General features: G+C 64.7%; 20 protein-coding genes and 1 pseudogene. 6 read left to right on the forward strand and 15 right to left on the reverse strand.

Translation table 11 applies throughout. The features are described from left to right. The first annotated feature begins 366 nt into the window (after positions 1–366). From LDO11_RS08320 to LDO11_RS08330, 3 genes are read left to right on the forward strand one after another with little or no spacing between them, the layout of a single operon-like run. Complete coding sequence (locus tag LDO11_RS08320) at positions 367–1248, forward strand: ParA family protein (RefSeq protein WP_232141118.1); 882 nt, start codon at positions 367–369, stop codon at positions 1246–1248. Positions 1249–1297: 49 nt separating this feature from the next. After that, positions 1298–2275: a ParB/RepB/Spo0J family partition protein gene (locus LDO11_RS08325; RefSeq protein ID WP_232141119.1), complete on the forward strand. Its 978-nt coding sequence runs from the start codon at positions 1298–1300 to the stop codon at positions 2273–2275. Beyond that, positions 2275–2751: a hypothetical protein gene (locus LDO11_RS08330; RefSeq protein ID WP_232141120.1), complete on the forward strand. Its 477-nt coding sequence runs from the start codon at positions 2275–2277 to the stop codon at positions 2749–2751. Before LDO11_RS08325 ends, LDO11_RS08330 begins: the two co-directional genes overlap by 1 nt. On the opposite strand, the gene dinG is transcribed toward LDO11_RS08330, so the two are convergent. Beyond that, entirely contained in the window at positions 2748–4952 is a 2205-nt protein-coding gene (gene dinG, locus LDO11_RS08335) for an ATP-dependent DNA helicase DinG (RefSeq protein ID WP_232141121.1), read from the reverse strand. The genes LDO11_RS08330 and dinG overlap by 4 nt on opposite strands. A gap of 334 nt (positions 4953–5286) precedes the next feature. Between dinG and LDO11_RS15925 the strand changes: the two are divergent. Beyond that, positions 5287–5580, forward strand: a pseudogene (locus LDO11_RS15925) (prepilin peptidase); the annotation flags it as partial. 149 nt (positions 5581–5729) lie between these two features. On the opposite strand, the gene LDO11_RS15720 reads toward LDO11_RS15925, so the two are convergent. The 13 genes from LDO11_RS15720 to LDO11_RS08395 form a co-directional block, all read right to left on the reverse strand. Beyond that, entirely contained in the window at positions 5730–5855 is a 126-nt protein-coding gene (locus tag LDO11_RS15720) for a hypothetical protein (RefSeq protein WP_255683366.1), read from the reverse strand. A gap of 56 nt (positions 5856–5911) precedes the next feature. Then, positions 5912–6232: a hypothetical protein gene (locus LDO11_RS08340; protein WP_232141122.1), complete on the reverse strand. Its 321-nt coding sequence runs from the start codon at positions 6230–6232 to the stop codon at positions 5912–5914. A gap of 787 nt (positions 6233–7019) precedes the next feature. After that, on the reverse strand, positions 7020–8003 hold the full coding sequence (locus LDO11_RS08345; RefSeq protein WP_232141123.1) for a M48 family metalloprotease: 984 nt from the start codon (positions 8001–8003) through the stop codon (positions 7020–7022). A gap of 56 nt (positions 8004–8059) precedes the next feature. Next, a complete protein-coding gene (locus LDO11_RS08350) occupies positions 8060–8746 on the reverse strand; it encodes a thermonuclease family protein (RefSeq protein WP_232141124.1) in 687 nt (228 codons plus the stop codon). Between the two features lie 96 nt (positions 8747–8842). Further along, complete coding sequence (locus LDO11_RS08355) at positions 8843–9289, reverse strand: hypothetical protein (RefSeq protein ID WP_232141125.1); 447 nt, start codon at positions 9287–9289, stop codon at positions 8843–8845. Between the two features lie 43 nt (positions 9290–9332). Continuing rightward, entirely contained in the window at positions 9333–10127 is a 795-nt protein-coding gene (locus LDO11_RS08360; RefSeq protein ID WP_232141126.1) for a PRTRC system ThiF family protein, read from the reverse strand. After that, positions 10124–10735 (reverse strand): PRTRC system protein A, encoded by a 612-nt coding sequence (locus LDO11_RS08365; protein ID WP_232141127.1) that lies wholly within the window; start codon positions 10733–10735, stop codon positions 10124–10126. Before LDO11_RS08365 ends, LDO11_RS08360 begins: the two co-directional genes overlap by 4 nt. Then, the gene (locus tag LDO11_RS08370; protein ID WP_232141128.1) at positions 10732–11526 is read right to left on the reverse strand and encodes a PRTRC system protein B; all 795 of its coding nucleotides are present in this window, start codon (positions 11524–11526) and stop codon (positions 10732–10734) included. Before LDO11_RS08370 ends, LDO11_RS08365 begins: the two co-directional genes overlap by 4 nt. Positions 11527–11583: 57 nt before the next feature. Beyond that, the gene (locus tag LDO11_RS08375) at positions 11584–12825 is read right to left on the reverse strand and encodes a hypothetical protein (RefSeq protein WP_232141129.1); all 1242 of its coding nucleotides are present in this window, start codon (positions 12823–12825) and stop codon (positions 11584–11586) included. Then, a complete protein-coding gene (locus LDO11_RS08380; RefSeq protein WP_232141130.1) occupies positions 12822–13220 on the reverse strand; it encodes a PRTRC system protein C in 399 nt (132 codons plus the stop codon). Before LDO11_RS08380 ends, LDO11_RS08375 begins: the two co-directional genes overlap by 4 nt. 8 nt (positions 13221–13228) lie before the next feature. After that, positions 13229–13741, reverse strand: coding sequence for a hypothetical protein (locus LDO11_RS08385; RefSeq protein WP_232141131.1), 513 nt, complete (start codon positions 13739–13741; stop codon positions 13229–13231). Between the two features lie 81 nt (positions 13742–13822). Next, positions 13823–15688 carry a PRTRC system ParB family protein gene (locus tag LDO11_RS08390; protein WP_232141132.1) on the reverse strand — a complete coding sequence of 622 codons (1866 nt, stop codon included), beginning with the start codon at positions 15686–15688 and terminating at the stop codon, positions 13823–13825. Between the two features lie 85 nt (positions 15689–15773). Further along, a complete protein-coding gene (locus tag LDO11_RS08395) occupies positions 15774–16877 on the reverse strand; it encodes an RNA ligase family protein (RefSeq protein WP_232141133.1) in 1104 nt (367 codons plus the stop codon). A gap of 162 nt (positions 16878–17039) precedes the next feature. Between LDO11_RS08395 and LDO11_RS08400 the strand changes: the two genes are divergently transcribed. Together LDO11_RS08400 and LDO11_RS08405 are read left to right on the forward strand one after the other, a co-directional pair. Then, complete coding sequence (locus LDO11_RS08400) at positions 17040–17945, forward strand: hypothetical protein (protein ID WP_232141134.1); 906 nt, start codon at positions 17040–17042, stop codon at positions 17943–17945. A 44-nt stretch (positions 17946–17989) separates the two neighbouring features. Beyond that, the gene (locus LDO11_RS08405; protein WP_232141135.1) at positions 17990–18466 is read left to right on the forward strand and encodes a hypothetical protein; all 477 of its coding nucleotides are present in this window, start codon (positions 17990–17992) and stop codon (positions 18464–18466) included. A gap of 219 nt (positions 18467–18685) precedes the next feature. Here the strand turns inward: LDO11_RS08405 and LDO11_RS08410 are convergent, their stop codons facing one another. Beyond that, on the reverse strand, positions 18686–21220 hold the full coding sequence (locus LDO11_RS08410) for a S8 family serine peptidase (RefSeq protein ID WP_232141136.1): 2535 nt from the start codon (positions 21218–21220) through the stop codon (positions 18686–18688). Positions 21221–21307: the final 87 nt, after the last annotated feature.

Below are 21307 nucleotides of genomic sequence, written 5' to 3' on the forward strand. Positions count from 1 at the left end.
GGATCCGGTCCAGACGCGTTATTCCGGCCACCGGAATTGCAGATCCCCGCCCAGCCCACCGCGATTCCGGCAACCGGAATTGCAGATCCAACCCCCCAGGGCAGCCGCGCTATTGCGGCGGAACAGCAGGGTTGGATACGACTGAGCCGGGGGTTCCGGCGACCGGAATTTCAGGTGCCACCCGCAGGCAGCGTGCCCCCGCCGGACGGATCTTGGGCTCGTAAAGACGGGCTATTCCGACGGAATCACGCGGCGCCAACGCCACCCAGCAAAAGTTGAAACTGAATACGTTCAGGTTAGCAGGATATTGACATCGAAATAGCATGGTGTGAGCATCCGCAGTCTATGGGACGCAAGGGCTAGAGGATGCAGATCATCACAGTTGCGCAGAACAAGGGCGGCAGTGGTAAAAGCACCGTATCTAAACTTGTGAGTACAGGATTGGCGAAGAGGGGTAAGCGAGTCTTGGTCCTTGACCTCGATTCCCAGTGCAACCTCTCGTCCCGGTTCATCCAGATGGACATCTCCAACTCCGCGCACCGAAGCAAGGTGCCACCGCTGCATCCAGAGGTCGATGAGATTCTTCTCGAAGATCCAGAGTGGAGCGGGCGGTCGAGTACGGCTGATTTCTTCTACGGACGTGTCATGTATCCGTATGGCACAACGGTTGAGAACCTCGATCTTCTTCCTGGCAGTGGCGACGAGCTTCCACAGGTGGAACTGGTTCGAAGCACCGAGGTGGTCAGCAAGGTGCACGAGCAATTGCGCGTTGGTCTTCGCAACGAAGCGTTCGCTGAAGCCTACGACGTGATCGTCATCGATACGGATCCGTCAAAAGGCCCGCTACCAACAAGTGCTTTGCGCGCGGCGACTCACCTAATCATTCCGACGGGTGTGGACCCGATGGAGCTCGAAGGCCTTCACGGGATGCTCAGCATGTGGAAGGCCGAGAACAATCGTAGAAGCGCGGATGACGTACTTGAGCTGATCGGAATTCTTCCGAACAAGATCCGTAATAGCGTGAGCACCCAGAAGGCGGCACTTGAAGATTTGCAACGAGGCTCACTTACCGGGCCCCTGATGTTTCCAGGCAAGCTTTCGCTGCGCTCGGCGTTCTCAGACTCAGACCATGAGGCGATTCGCTTCGCATCAGTGCTTGATCTCCCGGCGTCTGATCCCGCTCGACAGGAGGCTCAATCAGTGGTCGACCACGTCGTGATGAAGTTGGAGGGCAGCCGTCATGTCTAACGCATCCAGGAGGATCCGCGGGCTGGGCGGGCAGAAGACGTCCCAGATCATGAACCTCGAGGAGACCCTTCAGCCAAACGACGCAGCTTCGCACGTCACCACAATCTTGTTGTCGCAGATCCAACCCGACCTCGAGAACACACGCAAGATCTACCTGAGCTTCGAGAATCCTCGCCAGCTAGACCAGGGATCTCCGGATTACCCGAAAGCAGCTGCGCAGCTGGAGGAGGCAGAGCGCCTGGCAGCATCTATTGCGTCAGAAGGGCTGATCAATCCGATCGACGTTTTCCGAGTTGGTACCGGGTACAAGCTCATCACAGGGCACATGCGAACGATCGCCCATGTGTTGAACGACGCTGATTCGATTGAAGCTCGCGTACGGACCCGCAAGCCTCGCAACGTGGCGCTGCTGCAGTACATCGAAAACTTTAACCGCTCCGACTTGCCGTTTTCCTCCCGGTACCACGCTTTGTCGCGCGCGGTCGCGGAAGAATTCGATGTACGGGACATCAGCGAGCTCGCAGATCGAGAGGCCGACGTCGTCGAAGTGCTCGCGAGCAAAGCCGGGATCAAAAAGACTCAAGCCTACGCTTGGCGTAAAGCGTTGCTCGCGTCATCGGATGTCCGCGAGGCGGTCGAGAGTGGGATCGTCACGACCCTGGCTGAAACGACCGATCTCATAGCTATGACCGTCGAGGAGCGCCAGAGTGTGTATGGGGCATTCGGCAATGCGGGTAAGGAGGGGGACGCGCCAGGGAGCGGCGATCCTTCATCGCCCGATCAAGGTGCCGCCTCGGCGTCGACACGCCACCGTCGTGCTCGGCCCGTGCGATCCGTGCGCGCCAAGCCAATCAAGGATCCTCACGTTGCTGCGGAAGCGATCAAGCGGATCAGCAATGGAAAGGTCGATGTGAGCAAGATCGATCTCAACGACTTCAATCAGCTGTCCGTTGCGCTTAACCACGCTTTCATGGCGTTGCAGAGCGAGCTGGCTAAAGGCGAGACCCGCCGAAAGAGTAGGCCGTAATGAACGAGGATCGTGCGACGGGAATCCGAACAACCTCCGTGTTGATGACGGCTGAAATGCGCATGAAAGTGCGCGAGGCGGCGGTGAAGACCTTTGGGACCAAAGGGATTTCCACTTGGCACAACCGTGCGATTGCCGACTTCCTGTCTCAACCTGACTGGTTCGGCCTGGTTGGATACGCCGAAGGCTCGGAAAAGTTCAATGGCCGGTACTCAGTAAGGCTGTTCCCGACCACGCAGGATGCGATCGCAGAGGCCGTTCAAGCGGTGAGACGCGTCAATCCAATGGAGGAGGGCGTTCACTCCCAGATCGTTCGTGCGGCTTTCCGCCGCGCGCTCGCCAAGGGCGTGAGCCGACAGTCCTTGGAGACGGTTGAAGCGGACGGCACGCCAACTGTGGTTCACGCCGAGACCCCGCTAGTGTTCAACACGCCCAAGCTCAGGACCAAACGTTCAAAGGAAGCCGGGACGCGTTAGCGCCCAGGCTTGTTTTCGATTTCATGCCGGAAGGGTGGCAATGCCGCGAGGATCCGCCGTCCATACGTTTTGTCGACGATCCGTCGATCGAGGATGACCACACGGCCCGTGTCGTCCTCGTGCCTAAGTAGCCGCCCCACGTACTGGGTCAGGGTCCGAATGGCACCGGGGACGGCGATCTCATCAAACGGCCTGCGGCCGCGAGACTCCAGCCATTCGGCGTAGGTCGCATCTACCGGATCGGTCGGCACCTTGAAGGGCAGGGCGGTGATCACGACCGTGGTGCAGAGGTCCCCGGCGAGGTCGATGCCTTCGCCGAGGGTCTGCAGGCCGAACAAGGTGGAGCCCTTGCCCGAACGAACAGCGGTGGTGTGCGCCTCGAGCAGGGCGGCTTTCGCCATCGTGCCCTGCATCCGCACCAGGGACGTCCACGTGGGATCGAGGAGCTGGTGAACCCGGCTCATCTTGGACTTCGAGGTAAAGAGCACCAGGTTGCCGGCCGCGGGGTCCAGGTGATCTTTAATCCAGCGAGCGATTTCCTTAGCGTGCCCTTCGTGATCGCTGGCCGGTGCGGAGATCCACGGCACCTCGATCACGCCCTGGCGTTCGTAGTCGAACGGGGATTGCAGGCTCAGCGTCTCCCCATGACGAGGGAAGCCGAGCTCTCCGGTGACTTTGCGGAAGTCGCCGCCGGCGGAGATGGTGGCCGACGTGACCACCACACCGGCTGCCTGATCGAAGATGCGGTCGCGGATGAACCCGGCGGCCGACACGGGGCTGGCGCAAAGCACCAAGGCCATGTCATTGCCGGCAACGCGCACCCACTTGGCCACCGGCGGCGCGTTGGAAGGGCGCTCATCCTGCGACCACCAGGCCAACAGCTTGGCCACCTCGTCCATGCGTTCGCACATCAGACCGATTTCGCGCGGCAGCACAGCCTTTGCTCCCGCGTCGAGCATTTCGTCTTCCTCGACCAATGCGCGCCGGATACCCCTCGCCACCCGCAGAAGCTCGGAGGCGCTGTCGGAGACGTTCTTAGCGGCGGCCTGCCAGGCAGGGGGCAGCACCCCGAGAGGGGCGCGGTACTGCGCGTAGACCCCGTCAGCGGGGTCAGGTGTCCATGAGGCCTGCACTGCATCAACAAGGACCCTGAGATCGAGTACGAACTGGTCCACGAGGCTCATCGCATCCTCGACGCCGCAGCGACTGATCACCTCGCGCTTCGTTGCCCGGAAGGCTGCCCGAATGAAGCCCTGCCACTTGGGGGCGCGCCTGACGAGGCTGGATGCATGTACCGAGGCACTGCTCGCCTCGACCGCGGTCTTGGCAAGGTGGTGGCCTTCGTCCACCACGAGAAGGACGTCCTGGAGCGGAGGAAGAAGGAAGCCACCGAAGGTCTCATCACCATCCCGAGGAAGCTCGAGGTCGGAAACGAGAAGCGCGTGGTTCGTGATGACGACGCTCGAGTTCTCCAGCGCCTTGCGCGCGATGAAGTACGGGCAGATGCGGTTGAACGCACAGCGGCGCTGCGAGCACCCGCCCGAGGTCGTGGTCAGGAGGGGCTTGAGCGAGTCGTCGATCGGAACCGGTGGGTTGTCGAGATCCCCGTCCCACGTTCCGGCGGAGATGCGCTGGAACAGATCGAGCACTTTCTCAGGTTCGCCCTTCGCCGGGGGGCGCGGCCAGGACCCAGCCTCGGCGAGGTCGTCGTCGATCCCGAATGACATCGTCGACTGGTCGCCGTGCGAGGCGGTGAGCAGGCTCATGTTACGTGGGCACGCGTATCGACCCCGACCCTTGGCGATGGCGAAGCCACCGTCGATCTTGGTGGCGGCCAGGAAGTGGGGGATGTCGCGGTTTGCGAGCTGCTCCTGCAAGGACACGGTCCCGGTCGCGATGACCACCGTGAGCTCGTGCTTGGCCCCCAACGTTGTCGCCGCCGTCAGGTACGCCAGTGACTTTCCGGTCCCGGTCCCGGCTTCGATGATGGCCGCGCCCCCGTCATTGCCCAAGGCGCGCGCGCAGGCGCCGATCATCTCCGACTGCGCCCGGCGAGTGCGGAAGCCTGGTGTCCCGGCACGCAGGGCGGCGTAACTGTCGACGATGGCTTTGCGATCGTCTTCTGACAGCACCCGCGGCCCGTCTGTTTCTACTGTCGACGAGCCAACGGGCTCGAGCTGTGGCGCTTCGTTGAATTGCATGTCGAATCACGTGATGACCCGACGACGACGCTCTCATGTGGCACAGGCGTCGAAAGTTGCGCAGCGCGCCGAAGGCGATGTGCCGGAAGCGATAATTGCCGGCCGTACTGGTCAACGACCAACGCCCAGGACATGGAAGCGCCTGGCGAACCGAACTGGGGGCCGACTGCGATGACACGGAGTGTCCGGCGGGCGATTTGCACGGTCGTTCCGACGAGGCGCGATGTCATGCCCACATGCTAGGCGGGCCCCTTGAACAACCGATGTCGCAAGCACGTGTCCCGGAGCGTGGGTTGCGCCCTCAGGGTGGTGACCGGCGAGGTAGCGTGTGCGGATGGACAGTCTTGAACCCGGTTTCATCATTGCAGCGTCCGCAGTGGCGGGTGCGTTGTTCGGGTCGTATGCGAACGTCGTGGCCTGGCGCCGCGCCGCTCGGGGTTCCTGGCGGGCTCGCATAATCGAGTTGTCCCACCGATCGTCGTGCCCGCGTTGTGGCCACAGGTTGGACTGGCTCGAGCTGACTCCTGTTGTGGGTTGGGTTCTGGTGTCGGGCACGTGCCGGACATGCCGCTCGCCGATCAGCCCTGCATACCCGTTAACCGAATTCACCGTCGCGTTGGTGAGCGGCGTGCTCGCGTTGCTGCTTCCGTTGTGGGCACTGGGGCCCGCGCTGGTTCTGGCGTGGGTGTCCGCTCCTTGGTTGTCCAGAGCCTGTTCCGTGTCTTCCCGGGCCCAACAAAAAACCCCCTGCCGGAGCAGGGGGTCGAGGGTAGAGCGTCAGTTGGAACGTCGGCGAATCAGCTTTAGAACGAGGACAAGCAGGGCCTGCCCGACAACGAGAATCGGCTCGAACACGTCAGCGGGTGAGCTGCCGTGGTCTTGCGAGATGGTCGAGGTGTTCATTTGCTTCGTTACTCCTGGGGCCGGATACCCGGCGCCGTTGATGGCGACCGGTCCGGTCAGCGTTGATTGCGTGCAATCCACTTCTTCACCGCGGGAACCCACGGCACGACCATGCTGGAAACAAACAGCACGTCGACAAGAAGCAGAAGCATGCTCAGTCCTTCCAGCATCCAGGCCATGGCCCGGTGCGTGTCAGAACTCGAAAGCACCTCGCTCAGTTCGCTCGAGACGTAGGACGTCACAAGGATCGTGACGAACACCAGGAACGTGCGAGCGTGCTTGAACGGGAACACCAGGTAGGCATTGAGCTCCTGCCTGAGTACCGCCAGCGTCCGGGGATGGATCCAACTTCGCCCATAGGGGGGCTTTTTCTTCATGCGTTTCTCCTCTGTTGATCCCAAGGAGGCGCATCGACCCCATAGGGACAATGCGTCCCTTGGGGGAAATCTCGGAAAGTGCCGAGTCACTGCTCATACGAGCGAAATCCCATCACGCAGGACGTGATCGGATCTCACCCGTGCAGGACGGCGTGTTCGATGTCGGCGATCAGGTGGGGCAGGCCGCGCCGACGGCCTGGAACGACTGTACCGAGCGGCGCGTGCGGATGGTCAGTCCAACCGCAGGCGTTGTTGATGGGGGTTAGCCTCGTCGGAGTTCCCGGGACTCGACCGCGGCAGCAGCCGGCGGGAGACGGAAGCGGTGACTCTGGGGCTCAGCGTTTGGCGACGAGCTTCGCGAATGCGAGCCGGATTGCGGTCCCCAGGACCATCATGGGCTCGAGCACGACTCGGCAGGATTCTCGCCAGGAAAGCATGGTGGGCATCATCAAGAGCGCATTGGACTCGAGACACAGACTATCGCGTTCTCGAGCGCTGCTGCACGTGATTGCGCGCTGATCCATTCGTCGACGGCGGCTGGATTGCTCACTGCCTTCAGATCTCGCTCCATGCAGTCGAAGCACGTGAGCGTGCGGGCCTTCCTGATCTGGCAGCGATTGCATGTGCGGTGCGGGTAACTACCTGGCAGCCGCAGGTGGAGCCTCATCTGGCTCAGGAGTGTTTCCGCGCTCCAGCCCGATGGCATAGGGTGGCTTGGGGTGCGTGGGGTGCCGTCCATCTTTCCTCCGATGTGAGGCGCCCGGCGTGGACCGGGCGCTCGTGGTGCTCAACCCGCGGGGCTTCCATCCGCAGGCCGTGCCTGCTGCGCCAACTTGCTGAAGCGCGTCTCGAGCGCCTCGATCCGCGAGTGGTGCGCCGGGTGCGCGCTCAGCCAGGTCGCCAAGCCGCCGCCGCTGGCGGTTTGGTCCAGAAGGTCGACCCAGTACTGGATGAGATCGGCTTCAGACAACCCGATGCTGACGGCCAGATCGATGCCGGCCTGGTCCGCGGCCACTTCCTGTGCGGGTGCGCGACGGAAGTTCAACGCATGGCCGGCAGCGCCGCCGAGGTTCGGGCCGCCAATGGCACCAATGAGGTTGCCGGCGATGCCCGTGAGGCGGGACGTTCGGCCACGCTTCTCCTCGTGCTGACCGAGGCGATGTCCGAGGTCGTGCGCAATCTGGGCCTGGAGCATCCACGGCTCAGGGGCGATGTCGCGAATCTGCGGCGTGAACATGGCCATGTTCTGGCGTCGGAGGACAGCTGGGGCCGCACCATCGACGTAGAAGATCTCCAGATGGCAGACCTTGGTCGGTTCGATCTCGACCGTGTGCTCGACGTCGTTGCGGAGAACGGTCCAGCGCTGGGTCTCGTCGGAGGCGAGCAGGTCGGCGCGCATCCCGCCGATCCAGGTCTCGTACGCCTGCATGGGGTCCTGAGCGAAACGATGGCCATCGAGCGCGACGACCCGGTCCTCGACCTCAAGAAGGCCGTGGGCGGGCGAACCTTGGCTGACGTTGCGAACGAAGAACCCCTGGCCAGGAGAAGCCAGCAGCTCGATGCCGGTGTGATAGCTCGGATCCTTGCACTGGTCAGCGGCTGCGACCTGCAGCGGCCATGCGAGGCTCTCGATCTCGCCCCATGCGCGCAGGCGCTCAGTGTCGAAGACCACGGCCTCGTTGGCGTGGGCGCCACTCATGGCGGCGGTGGCTGCGAGCGTTGCTGCGGCGATAGCGAAGGCAGTGCAAAGGGAACGGGCGGTCTTGCGCATAGCGGTGTCTCAGATGGGTATGGGGCGATCTCACCAAGGCAGGGCGTCGCCCAAACTTATCGCTGTGCCGGACGCCATCCGGCGCCGGCGGCTTCGGCCGGCGAGCAGAACCAGCGCTCACCCGCGCGCTCGTTGATCACGACGCGCTCGTAGTCGCGCTGCCCAGGCACGTGAAAGATCCGCTCGCCGCTGGAGCTGACGTTTCCCTTCACGAGGCAGTCCGCGTTGGGCGGCGGCATGGCCGCGTTGCTCGGGGCCTGGCGTGCACGTCCGGTGCGCCGGTGATCGGCAGGCATGACGAACGTGCCTGACCAGATGTGGAGCCGCTCAGCTTTGGCCTGGCGCTCATCCGGCACGTAGGCGGTGCTGAAACTCCGGTACGCGACGGCCCATCCGTTGCGGACCATCCAGCGGTTGAGAGACGCGCCACCGACGAAGCACTCTGCCACCACCCGTCCATAGCGGTCGGTATCGCGCTCCTCGCAGGAAACAGTCCTTCGCCCGATGTGGTCATCGAGAGCGAGGGCCGCCTGCTGGCCACACCGCCACGCGCGGCCGTCCTCCCGCGTGCAGTGCTGGTCGCTCTCCGGGGCGTCGATCCCGTGCAGGCGGATGGATGTCCCACGGATGCGCAGCGTGTCGCCGTCCACGACGGACGCGGTTCCCATGATTGGCGCGGCCGCGACCGGAGATAGAACGGTCAGAAGGGCGAGGGCGAGGGCGAGGAGCGGCGGGGTTCGCATGGGGTCATGCTTCCACGCGCATCCGCGAGGCGGGGCCTGCAACCGGCCCGCTGTCCATGGTGGTTGCGACATTTCTGAGGATCGCGGCGCGGCGAGCTACCTGTTTTCAGCCGAGGCGCTGTGCCAGGCGCCGTCCCAGGCCAGTATGAAGTTGAGCACCTCCATCGGATCGCCGGAGAACCCGCTGGGTAGGCGCGGCTTGGGCTTCGTCGCCGCCGACCAGAGGCAACTGCGAACGCTGTAGTGGTCCGGCTCGTCGATTCTGTGCAAGCCACAGTCCCACGCCAGTCCTGCCAGGAACTCCCGATGCCCCACGGGCATGGTCTCAATATCGGGTCGAACCACCTTCAAGGCTGCCATCGCCGCCCGAGCATGGACCTTGCCGATCTCGCCACTGGCGACCATTCCGCCAGCCCCGGTCGCAAAGATCGCGCCGACCAGAAGCAGCCAGCCACTCGACTGGAGCCACGCTGCAAGGAAGATGCAGGTCGTGATGACGCCAAATGCGACGACGACGGCGAACGGGAACGAGGTGGAAGGCATCGGTGAGCGTGGTCCAAGGGGGAGGGGAGGATACCCAACTGCGTCAGGCAGCTTCGCGTTCGGGCTCATAGCCCATGAACGCCCATGCGGCCGGGTCGATCATCATCGGCGTGGTCCGCATCGGCGCAAGGGTGAACGTTGTGCCGTGGTAGTCGATCCAGCCCTGGCGCAGGAGCGTCCAGAGCATTTCGCCCATGAGGAATGCGACCGCCTGATTCACCGGCCATGACTGCTTCTGCATCGCCTCATGCGCAGAGCAGGACGGTTCGTCGTCATCGTTGGCCGACAGGGCGTCCAGCTCGGGCCACAGGTCGTAGACGTTCGGCAGCCGCAGGCGGCCCCCCGGAACACCGAGGTGGCCGAGGACGACTTGGCCGAGATCGCGGCCATTGCCACCGTCGAGCAGCATGGTGCGGCAGTTGACACCGCGAAAGGTTCGGCACAGCTGCGCTCGGAAGCCCGCGTTGTCCACGCAACTGATGACCAGGTCCGTGCCGTACAGGAGCGTGTGGTAGTCCTCGGTCGGGTCCAGATTGTCCGGTACGCCTTTCCAGTCGAGCGCATACGCCAGATTGATGGAGTTCACCAACACCAGGCTTTTCGCCAACCCGACCGCCGAGGGAGAGAAGTGCTGCCGGCCGCAGTTGTGTGCCTCAACCGTATCGCTGTCGTACACGGTCACGTCGAAGCCCGCGCCACCCAGCGCCACCAGCTGCGTGTGCAGTTTCGCAAGCCGCACCACGAGATCGCTTCCCGTGCCGCCGGCACCGACCACGACGATCCGCATGGGGCCATTTCCGATCCATGACGGCGGAACATTGAACTTGAGTGCGCTCACAGCAGGACTCCGGTCTTGTAGAGGTCAAGCAGGTCGAGTTCGACCAGATGGGGAGGAAGGACGAGGCGGCAGGCAAACGTCGGCGTCCGATCGCATTGGCCGACCACCATTGCCAGATAGGGGCCACGGCGGCTGAGGTCAGAGCGGTCGTCCTGGCCCGAGAAATACGCGGGCAGGCGTCCGTGCGAGTGGAGGTCGATCACAAGGGCGTCGTCGTCCACGCCGGAGTCGTCATAGGTGACATGGCCGGCACTCCTGTCATCGCCGTCTACGCGGATCAGGCGGTAACCAGTGTCGTGAGCGACGATCACTGCCGCGATCTCGCGTTCCTTGTCCGCCACGGCCATGTCCGCAAACTCGCGCAGCAATGCGGTGGAGACCGGGCCGTTGGCCGGCACGATGCACTCGCTGAGGCCTGCATAGGGCAGGGTGGCGGTGGCGATGCGGGTGGTGACGTTGAGCGCAGGCGTTCTTGCGCGCACATAGAGGCCGTCCGCCGCCGCAACGTAGTCCTTGCGGCCGGTCACCACGTCCGGGTTGCCGGCGTGCAGGCTCGCGCGTAGCGGTGCGGCTACAGCAGCTGCAAGGTCGAGCGGGTGCGCGTTCATTCGTCGCTCCCGTCGATGATGGCTTCGAGCCACTCGCCCAGCGTCAGGTTGAGCGGGACCATGTCCGAGGTGGGCATCGGCTTCGTGATGCCATCGCGGTTTCGCCAGTAGTCGGTTGCGCGGTAGTTGTTGACCCGGTCGATTGACCGGCTGCGCGACTTCTTGCCCTTCGCCTTCGTCGGCGCGAGGTTCTGCGCATGGTTGTCGTGGGTGAAGTAGCTCGACGTCACGACGGCACTCCATCCTTCAACATCGAGCACGGTGTTGGTACGGGGCAGGCGTGCCGAGCCGGTACAGACCGAGCCATCCGCATAGACGTTGCCGACCGGGGCGTGAAACACCGGATCGGTGAGCGTGGGGCGCTCCTGGCTTGCCAGAGCGACGATGTGCAGCTTGCGGTTGACGACCAGGCACACCAGGGAAGGCCATCGCACGACAGGCTCCAGAGAGTTCCCATCATGGTCCCGCAGAAACATGGGGCGGTCGGCCGGACGAAGCCACCACACGAGAGAAGCCTCGTCGTGGAACAGCACGTCAGGAGGGGTCAGGAGGATGCGGCCACGACGGTTGCGCGACGAAAGGAGGGATGCGAGGCGGATCTCGTCACTCGGCAGTGCAACGCGGCCTGGGCCGATGTGGGACTGCCCGGCGCGGTCGCGGATGACTTCGTGCGCGGTGACGAGCGCGAGGTTCTGACCCGTGGTGTGGAACAGCAGTGCCATCGACGGTGCGGGCAGCTCCGCGAGCGCGGTCTGGTCGAGGCTTGAGGTTGCAAGAAGTGACGTGGACATGGCGGGGCTGGGTGGCGGGGACACTTGAATTAGGCCACCCGAGGCCATGCTTCAAACTTAGTCGCCGTGCGCTTCCTCGCCCTCATGCACCAGCGCATAGACGGCTTCCGTCACCACCATTTCGGCTACCAGCCGAGCAAGCTGCCGGTCCAGCGTGGACGGCCTGGTCGAGAGGTTGCTGACCGCCGTGGATGGCACTTCCTCCTGACATTCGTTGTCGATGGCGTTTGCGATCTCATCGCCTGCCGGATCGAAGTCGTAGGTAGCAACGAGGCAGGCCGGGAGCGAAAGCGCGTTGGAGTCCAGGTCGGGGCGCGGGGCATTCATGGACGACAGGTGCTCGGCATAACCCAGGATGCGGCGGGCAAGCTCCGACTCCGGGGTGGTGCTCGCGGGTACCGATTCCATCGCCTGCTGCATGCGTCGGTCGAACACCATCTGTGCGATGGCACGTTCCGCGATGTAGTCCGCCCCTTCCGCCTCATATCCGAAGTCCTCGGCGATGCGGGTAATGGCTTCGTGGTCCGTGACTACAGGCTCGTCCGCACCGTCCGGCCAGTGAATATGCTGCCGCACGTCGTCTTGTAGCTCGAACCCGATGGAATACTCGAAGTAGAGTTCGCGCGTCCCAAGCGGGTCGGCGGCGAACAGGTTGAACTGCATGGCCTTGTCCAGCGTGGAAAGGGCACGCAGGACGTCCGGCGCTTGGAGCGTATCCACGTTGACGAACATGCGGCTGACGCTATCCGCCTCGATGACCACCTGCGCGGACTGGAGACTCGTGGCAAACGGCCCCGGCAGCGCACGCAGCACAGGTCGCACGGAGCCGGCACCGGGGGTCCAGTCCATCCACGACGGCACGTAGTCGAGCAGCAGCCGGTTCCACGTCTCAAGGAGCAGCGCCGCGATCTCATGCTGGGCGCTTGTCGGATCAAGCAGGCGTTCGAGGACGCCGAGGTCAGCGACGCCGCGCCTGATGGCGTGCTCGACGAACCACAGTGAGTCCTTCAACAGGTCGGGCGCGCCATGCAAACCCGTGCCGCAGGCGTGCGCAGCCAGCACGGGGGGCGGCGGGAGTTGCGACACAGGGAACAGGCTGGCGATCCCGCTATCCCCCAGGGCCATCGCGCGCATGGCGCGGGTGGCGGAGAGCCCGCCTCGACGCAAGCTACGGCGGACCTTGCGCAGGGCGAAGTCCCGCAGAGCCGGCGTCACGCCGTTCATGCCATCCGCGACGACCCGGCGCGTACCGGCTTGGCTGTCCGCGCCGAAGCGGGGGAGGGCGAGCGGGGTGGTCACAGCATCGGCACCATCATGGCGTCGGCCACCGGCGTCGGACTGCGACGTAGGAGGTTCGACGTGAACATCGCCACCCCATTCCATTGGCGGGCGTTATCCGGGCCGGACTGTGCAGGTGCATTGGCGATCTCGACGGCGCGGGCGAGCGCGTCGCGCTGCGCCTTGGTCAGGCGCTTGAGGGCGCGCCCCTTGGTCTGTGCCTCCGGCTTCTGGATCGGATAGACGAGACGGTCGCCTTCCTCCGTGGGTTCGCCCACCTTGGCCATCGCAAGGAACGGGTAGGCACCGTGATAGTGGGACAGCACCGTTTCCGGGCTGGCGGTGGGGTCCGTGTCAGGGAGTTCGGTCGCACCGAATCGGAACACGCGGGTCAGTCGGACGATCTGGACGGTCATGGCGGGCCTCACTCGAAGATGTTGATCTGGTTGGCGTCGGCAGCAGGGGCAGGGTCCGACGCAGTGGCCGTGGGCGTAGACGGGGTGGTGCTGGCGTCGCCGGCACTGGCCAGGGCCGTGGGCGATGGAAGCGGTGCCGGGGCTGGGGCCTTGGCAGCCGCCTTCTTGGCCTGGGGGGATTTGGTCTGTGCGGCCAGAGCCGCTGCGTTGCGCGCCTCGGCCTGCGCCTCCTGATACGCATCGAGGGCGGACAAGGTGGATTGCCGTGCCTGGGACATGCCATCGAGCGCCTTGCCGATCTCGGCGTCCATGTCCGTGATCGAGGCATCGAAGCGCAACAGCAGCGGCATGGCGAGCGCGACCTGGAGCTTCGCAAGCTCGGGGTCAGCAGTTTCAGCGTCGGGCAGGCGGATGCGAGGCTCGATGCGGACGGAAATGCCGTTGTCGTTCCTGCGCGTGACATGGATGCAGAAGGTGTCGTCGGCCTTGAGCATCGGCACGATCTTGTTGATGAGGCCCATGATTGGCTCCGGTGTTGGGTGACAGGGAAAGTGTCGATCACACGGCCGGCAACCAAAGTTGATGCCGGCGCGTGCGATGCCTCAGATTCGAGCTTCTTTCCGCCACGCCTTGATTGCCAGGGCGAGGCCCGCCGGGACGTAACCGGAGAAGTTGAATCCACTGTCCAACACGGACCGGATGAGGTCGGGCTTCTTTCCGGCCAGCATCGACTTGTACGTCTTGGCCCCACCGTCCAGCGCTTCGACCGCGGCGCGGTAGCCGGACTCGTCCAGTACCACTTCCAGCGCCGGCTTCGTATGGGCTTCGAGGAACGCCTGATCGACACGCACATGGTCAGCCAGCGGCGTGCCGCGCTCTTGCACCAGCCGCGCCATCAGAGGCCGGCGGTGGAGCCTTGCATTGAAGGGACGGTTGTTGAGGTCGGCCGTGTAGAGGAAGTTCCCGATCTCGGTCATCGCGCGGACGAGAGCCGCCTCGTCCAATGCCCACAGCGCGGTCAGGCTTTCGTCACTTCGTGTGGGCAGCCGTTCCGGGGCACCAGGGATCGCCAGCGACGTCCAGACGTCCTGCGCCGAGGTCGCGGTTTCCGATGACACCATGTCGCACAGCGCGATCAGTGCCAGTGCGAGTGCAGGACTCGCCGAGGTGGACAGGGCGCTTTTCGCAGCGCGGGCGACGACCTCCCCGTACTGGTCCGTGACCGAGCGCAGCGGGGCTGCCACCTTGGACGACTTCTTCGCGGCCTTCGTGCTGGTGGCCTTGGCCGGCGTGGTGGTGGTGACCGCGTCCCCGCTCTGCGTAGAGGAAGGCTCAGCGACCGCGGAATCCACTGCGGATGGGGCGATCTCGGCCTGGTAGGCGGCGACCTTCTGCACGTGGCAGGGCCGGTTAAAGCACAGCGGCGACTCCACTGTACCGAGGCGCGCACCGGGGGCGTCATGGATCGCAGCACCACGGAACTGGCAGCTTCGGCACGCATCGAAACCGTCCGGCCCGACGCCTTGCTCCCCGTGCTTGACCAGCGGAATCGACTGCGCGGGGTCTTTCTCCGACACCAGCACCACCACTCCGAAGTCGCTCTTGAGTTCCTCCCGCTTCAATTCCAGCGCCTGGCGTGACTTCTCCTGAAAGCAGGACTTGTTCGTGCAGTTGCCCTCGTTGACGCGTGCCTCGAACAGCGTGCCCTGGCAGGAGGTGTTGAAAGGGCAGTTTGCGCAGCCTGCAAGGTCGAAGATGGCCGTTGCCAACGGGGTGACGAACCCGTTGATCTGCTCGCGCAGGGTTGCCACCGAAATCTGATCGGCCACGATGCGAGGCAGCGCTTTGTCCTGGTTCTCCTTCGGCAGGGACGCAAGCAATTCGCCGTGGCCGAGGGTGATGGTGCCGGCCATCATGGCGTCGAGGACGCCTTCCGAGCAGTGCAGGAGCTTCAAGCGGTGGCGGAGGCGCTGCACAGGCCAGCCGAGGGCCGTCGATGCGGCCGCATGGTCGCCCTCGAAGCTGTCGAGGTAGTCGCGGGCATACATCACTTCCTCGGCGATGGTGAGATCGCGGCGGTCCACGTTCTCTGCCAGCGCCAGCCGGCGATGCTCGCCATCGCTCATTGCTTTCACCGTGACCTGGACCGTGGTCCATCCAAGCACCTTGATGGCCCGCATACGGCGTTCGCCTGCCACCAGCAGGTAGCCGTCGCCGTAGGGATCAGGGCGCACGAGCGGGGGCGACAACCAGCCGCTGTTGCGAATGCGCTCGGCGAACTCCGCAATGTCGGCATCGTCGAACTTCTTGCGCGGGTTGAACTCCGGCGCGATACGGATCATCGCAACGGGGATTTCCTGCGTGTCGGCGTTGGTTGCCTGCTCGGCAGTGACGGCGACCGGAAGCTCGACGGCATCGGGGGTGATCTCGGTCGCGTGGTCGAGTGCGGGATGGGTGAGGTCGTTCATGGCTATGTCCTGATGCGGCGTGGAGGCGTTGAACCAAGAGAAACACGGGCCGAACGCGCACAAAATTGCGCGCCAGCCCGCGAATTCAGGCCGCTTTCCCGAGATCGAGGTGGGTCGTGGCGTTGCGCTCGGCGACGAGCTTCAACTGCTCGCTGCGACACGCGGCGTCGGTCAGGTCCGTGCGGATGCCGAGATAGACGGGCTGATAGAGAGACCCGACCGCGAAGTACAGGTACTGCACCTCGACGACGGCCCCCGGAGCGGGGATGTCCTTGTTGGGCGGCACGGTGACGTAGCCCACCTCGGTCCAGAGACCATTCGCCGCGTCGATGACCTCGACCTGGACGCTGCGCTTGGACGGATGCTTGGCGCGGACGCGCACCGTGGCGCTCTCGACGAACTTCCACTTGCGCATCGGACCACCGCTGTTGGGGCGACCATCGACGTAACGTGCGTCAAGCCGCTTCCACACGACGCCTTCCTCGACGTTCTCGCGCGCCTTGGCAATTAGGTCGGCCTTGTCCTGCGTCGTGGTGGCCGTGCGCGTGTATTCGAGATCGAACAGCCGGTAGGCCACCTTGGCGCGGTAATCCATGCGCCACGAATACGGCATGGTGGTGATATCCGCCCCATCGAACACGATGACGTCGAACACCACAAACCTGTCGCCTATGCACTCGCCATCGAGGACCGTGCGGGAATTGAACGTGTAGGCGAGGGCGGCGTCACGCACAGCGGCGGGAAGGGCGACCTTGAGCTTGCGACGGTTGACGCCGTACGCCTGACCGTCCTCGATCACCAGCAGCATCCGCATCCCGTCGTGCTTGATCTCCGCGCACCACGCCGGATCGGTCACGAGCGAGGTGGCCTCGGACTCGCTGACCGGGTTGAGAAGCATCACCGGAAGATCGACGGGCGTGCCTGCGCCCGGCGTCTGCGTGACCTCGAAATCACCGGCCTCGGGCACGTACTGCTTGGCCAGCTTCTCCTTCACCAGCTTGTCGTAGAGCTTTGCGGCCTTGGCGAACTCGACAGGCGTGGGCGTCTTGGTTTCCTGGATCAGCGTCTTTCCGATTGCGCCGCGCTGGACATCAACACACCAGCCCGAGGCGCGTTGGACCAGCTGGATGCGATATGTCTTGTTCGAGGTGCCGGCGGTGCAGTTGAGGATGATCGAGCGAGGCTGCATGGTGGTGGTGTCTCCGAGTGGTGTATCACCAATCTCGCAGACACATGCGACAGCGAAAGATATGTTCGCGGGTGAAGGTGGAGGTCGCCGGCGTGGATGCGCGTTCGAGGGTAGGCGTGCGCCGATGTCTACACTGGACGCTGGGGAATCGGGGACCGGAAGATGGCGTACGACTGGAACAGGCAGGAGCTGGCGCGCTCGCCGTGGCGCAAAGAGGTCGTCCCGTATATCCCGGGCATCTTGATCCAGCGGGCCAAGGCGGGCCGGGTCATCTCATATGCGGAGCTGGCCGACGAGCTCGAGGCGCGATACGGCCTTGAATCGAAAGCGCGCAAGACGCTCTATGGGCCGCCAGTGGGTGCCGTGGGCTTCGCGGTGCGCGACCTTGCCCAGGAGTGGGGTGAGCGCATTCCGCCGCTGAATCTGATCGTCGTCCAGGCATCGACTGGCTTGCCGGGCGTCGGCGCGGACGAAGTCGCGCACTACTTTTTCGACGACGGCGGTGCGGGCATGGCGCGCAACCGCAGGGCCTACATCGAGGCCGCGGTCCAGGCCGTGTTCGATTACGGGTCCAGGTGGGACCGGGTCGCTCTCGCGCTTGGCGTAGAGGTGCCGACCAGCCCTGCGCCGGGCGATGACGAGGGCCAGGTCATCCCGCTCCCCATCGCCGCCGCTGCATACCGCCCGGAAAGCCACGCCCACAAGGCGTTGAAGGCATGGGCCGCCCAGCACCCCGAGGTGTTCGAGGACTACGGCGCGTTCACAGCCGGCGGCCAGGAACATGGGTTGAGTTCGGGGGACCGTCTGGACGTCTATTTCAGCAACGGCCGCGAGCGCCTTGCGGTCGAGGTGAAGGCGAGCAATGCCAGCAACGATGAACTGGAGCGCGGGATCTACCAGTGCATCAAGTATCGAGCCGTGCTTCGGGCCGAGAGCATCGCACTTCGCAAGCCCGCGCTCGGCGATGCGGTGCTGGTGAGCACGCGCGCCCTGCATCGTGAGGGCAGGGCGCTGGCGAAGCGGCTCTACGTCGACTTCATCAGGGCACCGTCCGAGGCGGAACACTGATCCGACCGCGTCGGGCTCTCGATTTATCCACACTGGAAAACATGATGGCGCGACGATCAGCCACCGGCGATTTCCTCATGCTCCTGGTGCTGGCTGCCATCGCTGGTGCGTTTCTGGGCGACTGGGCGTTCAAGGCGGCCATCGCCCTCGGCATCATTGTGATGCTGGTGGCCACGGTGGGAGGGATTCTCACGAGCTGGGGGATCGACGTGCGTGGGACGGCCCCGGTCTCCGTCCGCAAGAGGCCGGCCGACCCCCCGCCGCGGCTACCCAGATTGGTCGACAGTCGCGTCGAAGATCTGCTGTATGCGGTAAACGCCGGCGATAATGGCTCTATTGAGCGGTATGTCCTGCGCGAAAACCTGAGCCCGTTTGAGAACGGCGAATGGCAGGGCCGGCGAGTGAGTGCTGCGGCCCTGGCGCGCGAGCTTGGGAACGATGAGGCCGGGCGCTTCTTTTCGGAGTGGTCCCGTGTGGGCTCCGCAGCGCGGCTGATCGCGGGTTCCCCGGAGCAAACATAAGCGTCTGGTGAAGAATTGTCCAAGGAGGGCTGGAGGGCGGAGGGATGCCGTTCGCGCCATCAGTCAACCGAGTTATCCACAAGTCCATCAACATCCGGTGTGGACAACCGCAAGAGTCAGACGGCGGGACCTGCGGCGGAGCCCGAAACCTCGACGGCGGCTGCATGTTGAGCCAGCCTGAACGAAAGAGGGGGCCGACTGGCCCCCTCTCCTGCGTGCTTAGAAGCTGATTCGGAGTCCCCCCGTGGCCGTGAGGTTGGTGGCGTCGCCACTCCCGCTCTCGCCGCCAACGCCCAGGTTCCACGTCATGTTCTGCCCGGTGCGGTACTCCAGCCCCAGCACCCCGCGCAGTCCACGGGCCGGCATGCGCTGGCCGTGGATCTCGACGCCAACTTCCGGCGCACCAGCGAAGCTGGCGTAGTAGCTCGGCCGGGTGTCGCCCCCCGTCCAGCGACCGGCCAGCGTGCCGGTGAAGGTCAGACGATCCACCGCGTGGGCGAAACGCACACCGATCTCACCGAAGTGGATCGAGGCGGTGTTGCTGCCCGACACCAGGCCCAGCCCATCGGCACCGCGCTCCACCATCGCTCCCTGCTCGTGCCTGACATATCCACCGGCCAGGAACGGGGTGAAGGCGCCATACGCCGTGCCTGCTTCGATGCGCAGCGCCCACACGTCGTCCTCGCGCTCGCCGTCGATCGCCGACACAGCGCCGCCCAGCAGCACGCCGCGGTGCGCGTCGACGTCGTGCCGGGTGAAGCCAAGGCTCGCGGCGAGGTAGCCCATCGGCAGCGCGGTGCGGCCGTAGACTGACAGGCCGACCTGGTCGCTGTCATAGCGGCCACCCAGGGCATCGAGACTGCCCCAGCCGCGACCATTCGAGAGCGCAGCGCCGACAATCGCATTGCCTACCTGTCGATCAACGCCGACGGCAAGACCACTCTGGCGCACGTCTGCCGATGCGAAGCCGTCACGGTCGAACTCGGCGTCCATGTTGGTCGCCTGCACCCATGCACCGGCGTCGGCCGGGTCGAGCGTCGCGACGCGATCGCCGAACAGCGCAGCATCGGCGGCCGCCATGCTGATTGCCGCCGCGCGTGCCGTGCCGTGCACTTCGCCGGTCAGGCTTGCCAGAGCCAGTTCGGCCTCTGCTGCGGTCTGCGCGCCGGTGAGTCTGCCAGCCGCCGACACCAGCGCGGCGCGGTCGCCGGCAGGCAGCGCGTCGATGAAGCCGAACAGGGCATCCGCCTGTCGCGCACCCTCGATGACCCGCTGCACGGAGCTGGACTGGAGGGCCATCGCCGAAGCGCTCGCACGGGTGAGTGCAGCAGTGACCTCGGAATCCGTATAGGACAGGGTGGCGCTGTAGAAGAAGCCGCTGCCGTACTGGATGCCGTCGAAGGTACCCGCAAGCTCGCCGGCACGCAGCAGAGTCTCGGTGGTGCCGACGGTGTAACCCTCGGCCGGTGCCAGCAGGCGGACGTCGCCGGCCAGTGTGGCGGTGCCAGCAACGTTGAGTGCGTTCCCGAGCGCGATCCCGGTGGTCGCGCCCTCGGTCGCTGAGAAGTCGCCGCCGATCGTGCCGCCTGCGGTGAAGGTGCCACCGTCATGGACCGACACCGAGCCGCCCACGCCGGTCATGGCCACCAGTTCGCCGCCATTGATGACAGTTGCGCCGGTGTAGGTGTTGCTGCCGGCCAGCACGAGAGCGCCAGCACCATCCTTGACGATGCCGCGGTCGCCGCTGATGTCATTGGCGAACGTGTAGCGCCCACTGTCCACGTTGGCAAGGAAGTCGAACGCCTGGAACTGCGCCGGGCCGTGGATGGCTTTGTGAGCGTTGAGCAGGCCCCAGCCGAACACATCGTCAACGCCAGGTGCGCCAATGTCGGTCGCAGTGGTGAGGACCGTCTGCTGGAGGTTGCGCGACGTCATCCAGGGGAACGCCTGTTGGACGAGAGCGGCGACACCGGAAATCTGAGGGGCCACCATGCTGGTGCCATCGCCGCCATACGAGTATTCGGTACCGGGAACCGCAGGGAAAACGTTGAGGCCGGCTGCAGTGAGGCACCACGTTGCCGTGTATCCGCAGACGTTCGAGTAGTCGGACAGTTCCGAAACGTTGCCTTTGTCGTCAACGACTCCGGCGACGCCAATGATCGTGCGCCCGACGAATCGCTCATCGACCGTGGGCATTGCGCCCAGACCGCCTGGCTGCTCCCCGCCGCTATTTCCACCCGATGAGACAAGCAGCGCATCCGCCTGTGCCAACGGGCGGTACCAGTACGCGGTCGCTCGTGCATCAGCGTCGTCGAGCCCGGCACCATAGCTGCCACCGAAGGACGCGTTGAAGATGCGGACACCCTGCGCCGCCATATCAGAAATGGCGGCACCCGCAGCATCAGGGTGGCACCCTGCCGAGTCGCAGACCGCCGCGTGGTAGATCACTGCGTCAGGTGCAACACCCCCGCGGTGCTCGCCAACCTGACGACCGCCGAGCACATAGGTGACGGCGGACCCGTGGCCGGGGTGCGTGGTCGGGTTGGTACGATCAGGCCGGTAGTCGGAGCTCGACGCGATACGACCTTCCAGGCCGTCGTAACCCTGGATCAGCGGGTCATCCAGCACGCCCACCTTGACGCCCTTGCCCGTAAAGCCTGCTTCGTGCGCGCGATCGACGTTTGTCGGGATGATCGTGTTGTCGATGACGCCGTTGTAACGATAGGCGCAAGGCAGGGCGCCACCGACGTTCATCGCGTCCGCGTCCTCGCATACAGGCGCCGGCGGAGGGGAGGTCGGGGGGGGATTAGTCGGGGGAGGGGGCGGGGTGTCCTTGGTGCC

Source organism: Alterluteimonas muca, from assembly GCF_021191595.1.
Classification (GTDB): Bacteria; Pseudomonadota; Gammaproteobacteria; order Xanthomonadales; family Xanthomonadaceae; genus Luteimonas; species Luteimonas muca.

Coding starts and splice junctions, on each gene's coding strand:
- LDO11_RS08320 (WP_232141118.1), top strand. CDS start 367: ATGCAGATCATCACAGTTGCGCAGAACAAGGGCGGCAGTGGTAAAAGC.
- LDO11_RS08325 (WP_232141119.1), top strand. CDS start 1,298: ATGAACCTCGAGGAGACCCTTCAGCCAAACGACGCAGCTTCGCACGTC.
- LDO11_RS08330 (WP_232141120.1), top strand. CDS start 2,275: ATGAACGAGGATCGTGCGACGGGAATCCGAACAACCTCCGTGTTGATG.
- dinG (WP_232141121.1), bottom strand. CDS start 4,952: ATGCAATTCAACGAAGCGCCACAGCTCGAGCCCGTTGGCTCGTCGACA.
- LDO11_RS15720 (WP_255683366.1), bottom strand. CDS start 5,855: ATGAACACCTCGACCATCTCGCAAGACCACGGCAGCTCACCCGCTGAC.
- LDO11_RS08340 (WP_232141122.1), bottom strand. CDS start 6,232: ATGAAGAAAAAGCCCCCCTATGGGCGAAGTTGGATCCATCCCCGGACG.
- LDO11_RS08345 (WP_232141123.1), bottom strand. CDS start 8,003: ATGCGCAAGACCGCCCGTTCCCTTTGCACTGCCTTCGCTATCGCCGCA.
- LDO11_RS08350 (WP_232141124.1), bottom strand. CDS start 8,746: ATGCGAACCCCGCCGCTCCTCGCCCTCGCCCTCGCCCTTCTGACCGTT.
- LDO11_RS08355 (WP_232141125.1), bottom strand. CDS start 9,289: ATGCCTTCCACCTCGTTCCCGTTCGCCGTCGTCGTCGCATTTGGCGTC.
- LDO11_RS08365 (WP_232141127.1), bottom strand. CDS start 10,735: ATGAACGCGCACCCGCTCGACCTTGCAGCTGCTGTAGCCGCACCGCTA.
- LDO11_RS08370 (WP_232141128.1), bottom strand. CDS start 11,526: ATGTCCACGTCACTTCTTGCAACCTCAAGCCTCGACCAGACCGCGCTC.
- LDO11_RS08380 (WP_232141130.1), bottom strand. CDS start 13,220: ATGACCGTCCAGATCGTCCGACTGACCCGCGTGTTCCGATTCGGTGCG.
- LDO11_RS08385 (WP_232141131.1), bottom strand. CDS start 13,741: ATGGGCCTCATCAACAAGATCGTGCCGATGCTCAAGGCCGACGACACC.
- LDO11_RS08390 (WP_232141132.1), bottom strand. CDS start 15,688: ATGAACGACCTCACCCATCCCGCACTCGACCACGCGACCGAGATCACC.
- LDO11_RS08395 (WP_232141133.1), bottom strand. CDS start 16,877: ATGCAGCCTCGCTCGATCATCCTCAACTGCACCGCCGGCACCTCGAAC.
- LDO11_RS08400 (WP_232141134.1), top strand. CDS start 17,040: ATGGCGTACGACTGGAACAGGCAGGAGCTGGCGCGCTCGCCGTGGCGC.
- LDO11_RS08405 (WP_232141135.1), top strand. CDS start 17,990: ATGGCGCGACGATCAGCCACCGGCGATTTCCTCATGCTCCTGGTGCTG.
- LDO11_RS08410 (WP_232141136.1), bottom strand. CDS start 21,220: ATGAACGTCGGTGGCGCCCTGCCTTGCGCCTATCGTTACAACGGCGTC.